Genomic DNA, 6,058 nt, shown 5'->3' with positions numbered 1-6,058 from the left:
GGCAGCCAGTACACAAGCTGCAAACTACGTAAGTTACTCGGAGATCATAAGTTCAAGCAGTCGATGTCAGCCAAAGGAAACTGCTACGACAATGCAACATGTGAGAGTTTTTTCGGCTCACTTAAAGCAGAACTACTTCCTAGCTGTGGCTATTTCGCAAGCAGAGAACTAGCTCGCAAAGCTATTTTTGAGTACATTGAGGGCTTTTATAACACCTACAGACGCCACTCATCACTGGGCTATATATCGCCATTTGAGTACCTCAAAAAACAAAATCAGGTTGCTCTAGCAGCCTAATTCAACTAAAAAAATTAAAGGACACTTGCTGTACGAAATTTGAGGGGAAGATCAGAGCATTGCGACCTGCTATTCCCTTGGATTCGCCCCATCAAAAAGCTTCTTCTACCCATAGCACTTATCGTCTCCTGTATTTACTCCTATTTCAACTCCGGCAAGGCTAGCGTAAATGGAGAGTATTCTCAGACTTTTGACATTATACTCTCAGTCGTGATTCAAATTCCTATTTGTACCGCAATTTTATATTTTGTTGCCAAAGCATTTCTCACAATGCCCTATTCAAGCGTAAAAAAGTCAGCGCTGAAAGAATCTGAGGATACCTGGGGCAAAAGAACTGTGTCGATAGCCGAAGATGGAATTACAATAATTGGATCCAAAGGTGACAAAAAGTATGATCTCAATGAAATCGACAATTTGTCCGAGACAGAAAACAATATCTTCATTCGAAAAGGTAAGAAATCTTTAATTATACTACCCAAAAGCGCATTCAGTCTAAAGGAGATTAAGCACGCTTTACTGCAATTCGGGAGAAAGGTCTAACACTCTAGTAGGTGCAGCGCATTTTAGTTTCTCGCCATTTGATAACTCCTGCCCGCTCGTTGTACTGGCTGGAGATCTTGGCTTGATATTTGTTGCTGGTAGTATCGGGTATGTTAGTTAGAGTGTGACGGGAATGATTTCTAACCATAGGTTGCGCTGATTTACAGATTCTGATTCTATGAAACTCGTTCGGCTCCCAAGGACCTGGACCGGGTAGGTTTAGGCTACTGGGATAAGATTATTGTGGATCGTCCCTATAAAGTGGTGCCGGCGCCAAGCATCAAAGATGTCGAATAAGGATAGTCTGCTAATCCTTGATCGGCTGAGTCTTTGGTTCGCTTTAGGTACAGTAAACCTAGCTGTTTAATGATTTTCGTTTCGATTGTTAGCTGCGATTTTGCTAGACTTGAAGCTTAAAATGAAACCTTCTCACATAGAATACAGAATTGAAGCGTCTCTCTGTTTCATTGCATGCGTAGCGTTATTAATATGTTCGGTATGGGCATTTGAGACGATTCCCAAAACCTCAATGATATTCGGAAGTATAACTTTCGCCCTATGTCTGGCTTTTCTGAAGCGAGTCTTAGAATCGGCTGAGCGAATTGATAGACGGGTTCTAGCTGATGAGCAAGCCGAACGAAATTACCCGAAATTGTTTTTATTTTCATCACTCGTTGGGGCGGCATTATTGATATTCTCTATCGTAAGTTTTATCGTATAAGACGGAGCGATTTAAAGGATCTAGAATAACTGCTAGATATTATATTGACTGATTAGAGCATTCTAGCAAACTTCATTAGGTTCACTGAGAACTGAAAACTTTCCACTGCTAACTAAAGGCGCAGCCCGCTACTATCATGAAAATTATCAATCTAGCTAAACATCCCGCCCGCCAGCTCAGCCCAAGCCATGATCGTAGACTCGGCTAATCGGATTTCCGAAATGTTAACTCCTCGACCAATTACTGCGATTTAATACTGTTCGGCGAAGAAAACCAGCATGCGGATTTCGATACTCATACTTCTCAGCCTTGCTCTTCTCGTAACTACGAAAGCAGGAACCAGGGTGCTGACGTTTGTTCACCAGCCGCTGACGACGCTAGGCACTGAGATGGACGCCGGTATCGTCATTGCCAGAGTTCCGGTTCTGACGAACGCTGTACCCGAAGGACTACTATCTCATGTTGCTACTCGAAATAGGCTTTTGCAGGATGAGTCGGCCAGCATCTCCGACTCCAACATTTTGTCCCTCCTCGGGATTACACTATCGGTGAAACTTGAGAAGGGTGCCAGATATTCGGTGACGATGGATTTGAGCGGTGCTGGCGATCCGTCGAAGCTCGGCGTATCCTTGGAGGCGGTTGTCGCTGCAACGGTCGAGTGCATTAACAAGACCATTCTTGAGACCAACGTTTTTCATGTAGGCTCGGGAAATGTCGTTTGGAGTTTGAAGCTGAAGGGTTCTCCTGAGCAGTCCCTCGTGCTGGCGAAGTATCAGCGAGACTACGACCCCCGGAAATCACAACGCGCCGAATAAGGAGGCGCTCGCCAACCCGCCACTGCCGTTGACCCGAAAACTGAGGGTGAAACGCAGCCTAAATCTGAATCGAAGGCGCGCTACCGGTAGTGGGAGCGAGGATTTAAATGTTGGATGAAAAAGGAACCACGATGCCCCATCCTGAGATGACAATACCAAACTCTCGCAGCGAAGCTCTGTGGACTGGATTCCTGAGCGTGATCGTCGTTGTGTTCGGGGGCCTCGCAGTTCTGAATCTAGCGAATCGCGTTGCCATCATTCCATCTGTGATCTGGCTACTCATCATTGCGTGGACTCTCTGGAGGAGGGGGCGCGATGCTGGGGGCACCCGTCGTTATTTTTGCGATTTGCTTGCCGTCTTCCTAGGTAGGAGGTTTGCTCTATCCACGAATGATGAGACAGGCCAACCGTCTGTTCGATTCGGCTACGAGCTCTTTGGTCGTCGTTTCTACGAGAGAACCATCCCGCTTGACCGAATTGAATCAGTTGAGTGGTCGCCTGGCCAGGCGACAAGCATGGCGGGACGCGATATGAAGGATTGGAGTGTGGCGCTTTGGTATGATCACGGTGATCCAGAAAAGAGCAAGAAACAGCACATGCTCCGCAAGCCGGATCAAGATGTCTACATCGTTGGCCCATCAAGACCCAAGGAGGATACTGCAGCTTTAGGAGAAGACTTCCTCGCTTTTTTGCGCGCCACTGGATCCACTCTTTTGCAGGGTGATACCGACAGTATTTACATCAGAGAAATATCGGCAACAAACATCCAACAAGCGGGTGGAGGCAATGGCTAACCCAGGCTACACTTCGACGCTCACCTAATTACATCAATCAGCTCCTGCAGCACCGAGCGGGTGATGCCTTTGTTGCTGTCTGACCCGCAGATGTGGTTTTGCATCGTGGAGTAGCTGGATGGCGAGTACGGCGTTTTGAGTGCGTGTGCTTCAGCACCGCTTTGAGCTGGCAGCTAGGGTGCCTGAGCCAGCTAGTTCTCTAGCTACGAGTGGCCAGCTAGCGGAGTTTTTCTAATATGTGCAGAGCCATCGTTAATATGTGAAATCTGCGCAATCTGTGGATAACTATTTTGCTGCTAGCTATTTCATTGACTCATTATGGATTTCTAGCAATCTAGCTAAACATGCCGCCCGCCAGCTAAACCCAAGCCATGATCGTAGCCTCGGCTAATCGGATTTCCGAAATGTTAAATCCACCACTAATTACTACGAATTAATACTGTTGAGCCAAAAAATGGAGACTGAAGATGAATATGTAGCGTCAGCCACATTGATGATTCTTGGAGAAGATCTTGACCCATCAAAAGTGACTGCATGGCTAGAATTAGAACCATCTAAATCTTGGAGAAGAGGAGAAGAAAAAGAGTTGGCTCCGGGTAATTTTTACGAGTGGGGAGGCTGGAAGTGCTTTAGCGAGCAGTCAGACGATACACTCGAGGAGAAGATTGAATCTTGGTTAGTGCTTTTGCAGGGGCGAAATAAAGAGTTTTCGAAAATGAATAGCTTGGGGTGGAGATGCTCGATTGACTGCTTTTTAGCATTTGATTCTGTCTCATCTTTGAGCGTCTCACCGGACTTAACCCGAAGGATTTCGGAGCTTGGTCTGACACTAGACATCTGCCTTAATAACTAACGATGCACAACAAGTCCTGGATGATCAACTGCCTGCCCGCGCTGGGTTGAAAGTGTCATGACCATTCAACCTTTAACCAACAGTCCAACGCTCGCCCTCGGGCTGGTGTGAGAGGACTGCGACGTCACGTGTACTAGAACCATGAATCGAGTATTTGGAAATTACGAAGTTACTTTGAGAGATGAACCTACATATGCTCGTCATTCCAGTGACAATCCGAGAGATTATATTCATGAATACTGCCGCAGTGATAAATACCAACATGTATCAGCTCATGGAATAAATGTCGTAGAAGGTGAGGAACCTTTAGGTTCCGCTGTGCTTCTTGGGGTTGGTGGAGCAACAGGAATTAACGAGCACTCTCTAGCATTCGATGGCAATAGTCTTTATGTTGCTTCTGGTGATGCTCTTTATTCTCTGTCACTTCCAACCCTTGAAATGAACTGGTGTGAAAAAGTAGATTTCGCTACATGCTTTGGGGTGTTCTGGCTACAAGGCCGAAACTGTCTTTTAACTTGGGGAGAGCTTGAAATTGGGTGCTATTCCATAGGTGGCACAAAGCTATGGAGTACATCTGGCCCAGATATTTTTACGGAGGGTTTGGAGCTTCAGGAGAGTATTGCCAAAGTTACAGACTTTAATGGTGAGGTATTTGAAATTAATTTAAATAATGGCGAAATATCGAGAGCAAACACGTAACCAGTTACTCCATCGCATCCACCAGCTCCCGTAGTACTGATCGCGTGATGCCTTTGTTACTGACGCACCAGCGGGTGTGGTTTTGCATCGCTGGGGTGGCCTGTTTGAAGTTAGCATGGTGAAGCCTATCTGACTAACTGCTAGCTATTTGGTTGACTGATTAGATCGATCTAGCAAACTTCATTAGGTTCACTGAGAATTGAAAGCTTTCCGCTACTAACTAAGGGCGCAGCCCGCCATCATTATGAGAACGATCCATCTAGCTAAACATCCCGCCCGCCAGCTCTACAAAATTAATGGTCGTAGCCTCGGCTAATCGCGCCGCAGAAATGTTAAATCACTCAACCATTACTACGAACCAATATTGTTAGGCTGAAAAACATGAGTGACGACACTATCTCCATACCTGTTTTATCTATTAGACGTATTCAGAACTCTAAAGGGGATCTTCTGAATGTTCAGGAGTGTACAGTAGACAAGTGGGCATTGAGGTTACAGAGAGGTAATGATAAGCACGCAGTGATGATATTTATGGAATCTCTAGATGACAATGAATGCACCAAGTTGATTAAGGAGTTTTTGTTATGTGATTATTCGAATTTTAAAGAAACTGAGAGTGATGATAAAAAGATAACTATAGGCAATATTTTTTCTATTATCATAGGCTTAATATTTTCAGTGAGTATTTTAGCTTTCTTTGCTTTTTTGGTGGCATATTTCATGAAGATAATAAACATATAAAAATGAAGGACTATGAAACCCAATCGGATTTGCAGAACAAGTCGTATCACCTAACTCCCTATGGCGCGTTTCCAGTGTCAGTTTATGAAAATTAAAACCATTAATCCAGTATCGACGCCCGCTCTCCCATAGGGAGTCGGTGTACTTTACGTTCTGCAAAGAAAAACGATGCGTATTACCTTTGCTCTAGCACTAATTTTTTTGTCGAGCTGTGAGCAGCGAGAATCAGCCACCTCAGAGGCTATTTCAGTAGCGAAGAGTTCGGGCCGATTGATCTTCCCCTCAAATTTCGTACAGCAAGTCTCCTTTAATTTTTTTAGTTGAATTAGGCTGCTAGAGCAACCTGATTTTGTTTTTTGAGGTACTCAAATGGCGATATATAGCCCAGTGATGAGTGGCGTCTGTAGGTGTTATAAAAGCCCTCAATGTATTCAAAAATAGCTTTGCGGGCAAGTTCTCTGCTTGCGAAATAACCACAGTTGGGAAGTAGTTCTGCTTTGAGCGAGCCGAAAAAACTCTCACATGTCGCATTGTCGTAGCAGTTTCCTTTGGCTGACATCGACTGCTTGAACTTATGATCTCCGAGTAACTTACGTAG

General features: G+C 45.0%; 8 protein-coding genes. 7 read left to right on the top strand and 1 reads right to left on the bottom strand.

Translation table 11 applies throughout. The features are described from left to right. The 7 genes from JIN82_RS02605 to JIN82_RS02575 all read left to right on the top strand — a co-directional run. On the top strand, positions 1-297 hold a 297-nt coding region (locus JIN82_RS02605; RefSeq protein WP_200310085.1), incomplete at its 5' end, for an integrase core domain-containing protein. A 270-nt stretch (positions 298-567) separates the two neighbouring features. Next, positions 568-837, top strand: coding sequence for a YcxB family protein (locus JIN82_RS17690; RefSeq protein ID WP_425511509.1), 270 nt, complete (start codon positions 568-570; stop codon positions 835-837). A gap of 999 nt (positions 838-1,836) precedes the next feature. Further along, positions 1,837-2,373 (top strand): hypothetical protein, encoded by a 537-nt coding sequence (locus tag JIN82_RS02595; protein ID WP_200310083.1) that lies wholly within the window; start codon positions 1,837-1,839, stop codon positions 2,371-2,373. Positions 2,374-2,519: 146 nt separating this feature from the next. Next, positions 2,520-3,167, top strand: a complete 648-nt coding sequence (locus JIN82_RS02590) for a hypothetical protein (RefSeq protein ID WP_200310082.1) — start codon at positions 2,520-2,522, stop codon at positions 3,165-3,167. Positions 3,168-3,621: 454 nt separating this feature from the next. Beyond that, positions 3,622-4,020, top strand: coding sequence for a DUF4279 domain-containing protein (locus tag JIN82_RS02585; protein WP_200310081.1), 399 nt, complete (start codon positions 3,622-3,624; stop codon positions 4,018-4,020). Positions 4,021-4,161: 141 nt separating this feature from the next. Further along, the gene (locus JIN82_RS02580; RefSeq protein ID WP_200310080.1) at positions 4,162-4,719 is read left to right on the top strand and encodes a hypothetical protein; all 558 of its coding nucleotides are present in this window, start codon (positions 4,162-4,164) and stop codon (positions 4,717-4,719) included. 381 nt (positions 4,720-5,100) lie between these two features. Further along, positions 5,101-5,460, top strand: a complete 360-nt coding sequence (locus tag JIN82_RS02575; RefSeq protein WP_200310079.1) for a hypothetical protein — start codon at positions 5,101-5,103, stop codon at positions 5,458-5,460. A 325-nt stretch (positions 5,461-5,785) separates the two neighbouring features. On the opposite strand, the gene JIN82_RS02570 is transcribed toward JIN82_RS02575, so the two are convergent. After that, on the bottom strand, positions 5,786-6,058 hold a 273-nt coding region (locus JIN82_RS02570), incomplete at its 5' end, for an integrase core domain-containing protein (RefSeq protein ID WP_200310078.1).

Source organism: Persicirhabdus sediminis (assembly GCF_016595495.1).
GTDB lineage: Bacteria > Verrucomicrobiota > Verrucomicrobiia > Verrucomicrobiales > Akkermansiaceae > Persicirhabdus > Persicirhabdus sediminis.
This window is presented reverse-complemented; position numbering and strand designations above follow the sequence as displayed.

Excerpts from the sequence above, each read along its gene's own strand:
- JIN82_RS17690 (WP_425511509.1), top strand. The coding sequence starts at position 568 with ATGCCCTATTCAAGCGTAAAAAAGTCAGCGCTGAAAGAATCTGAGGAT.
- JIN82_RS02595 (WP_200310083.1), top strand. The coding sequence starts at position 1,837 with ATGCGGATTTCGATACTCATACTTCTCAGCCTTGCTCTTCTCGTAACT.
- JIN82_RS02590 (WP_200310082.1), top strand. The coding sequence starts at position 2,520 with ATGACAATACCAAACTCTCGCAGCGAAGCTCTGTGGACTGGATTCCTG.
- JIN82_RS02585 (WP_200310081.1), top strand. The coding sequence starts at position 3,622 with ATGGAGACTGAAGATGAATATGTAGCGTCAGCCACATTGATGATTCTT.
- JIN82_RS02580 (WP_200310080.1), top strand. The coding sequence starts at position 4,162 with ATGAATCGAGTATTTGGAAATTACGAAGTTACTTTGAGAGATGAACCT.
- JIN82_RS02575 (WP_200310079.1), top strand. The coding sequence starts at position 5,101 with ATGAGTGACGACACTATCTCCATACCTGTTTTATCTATTAGACGTATT.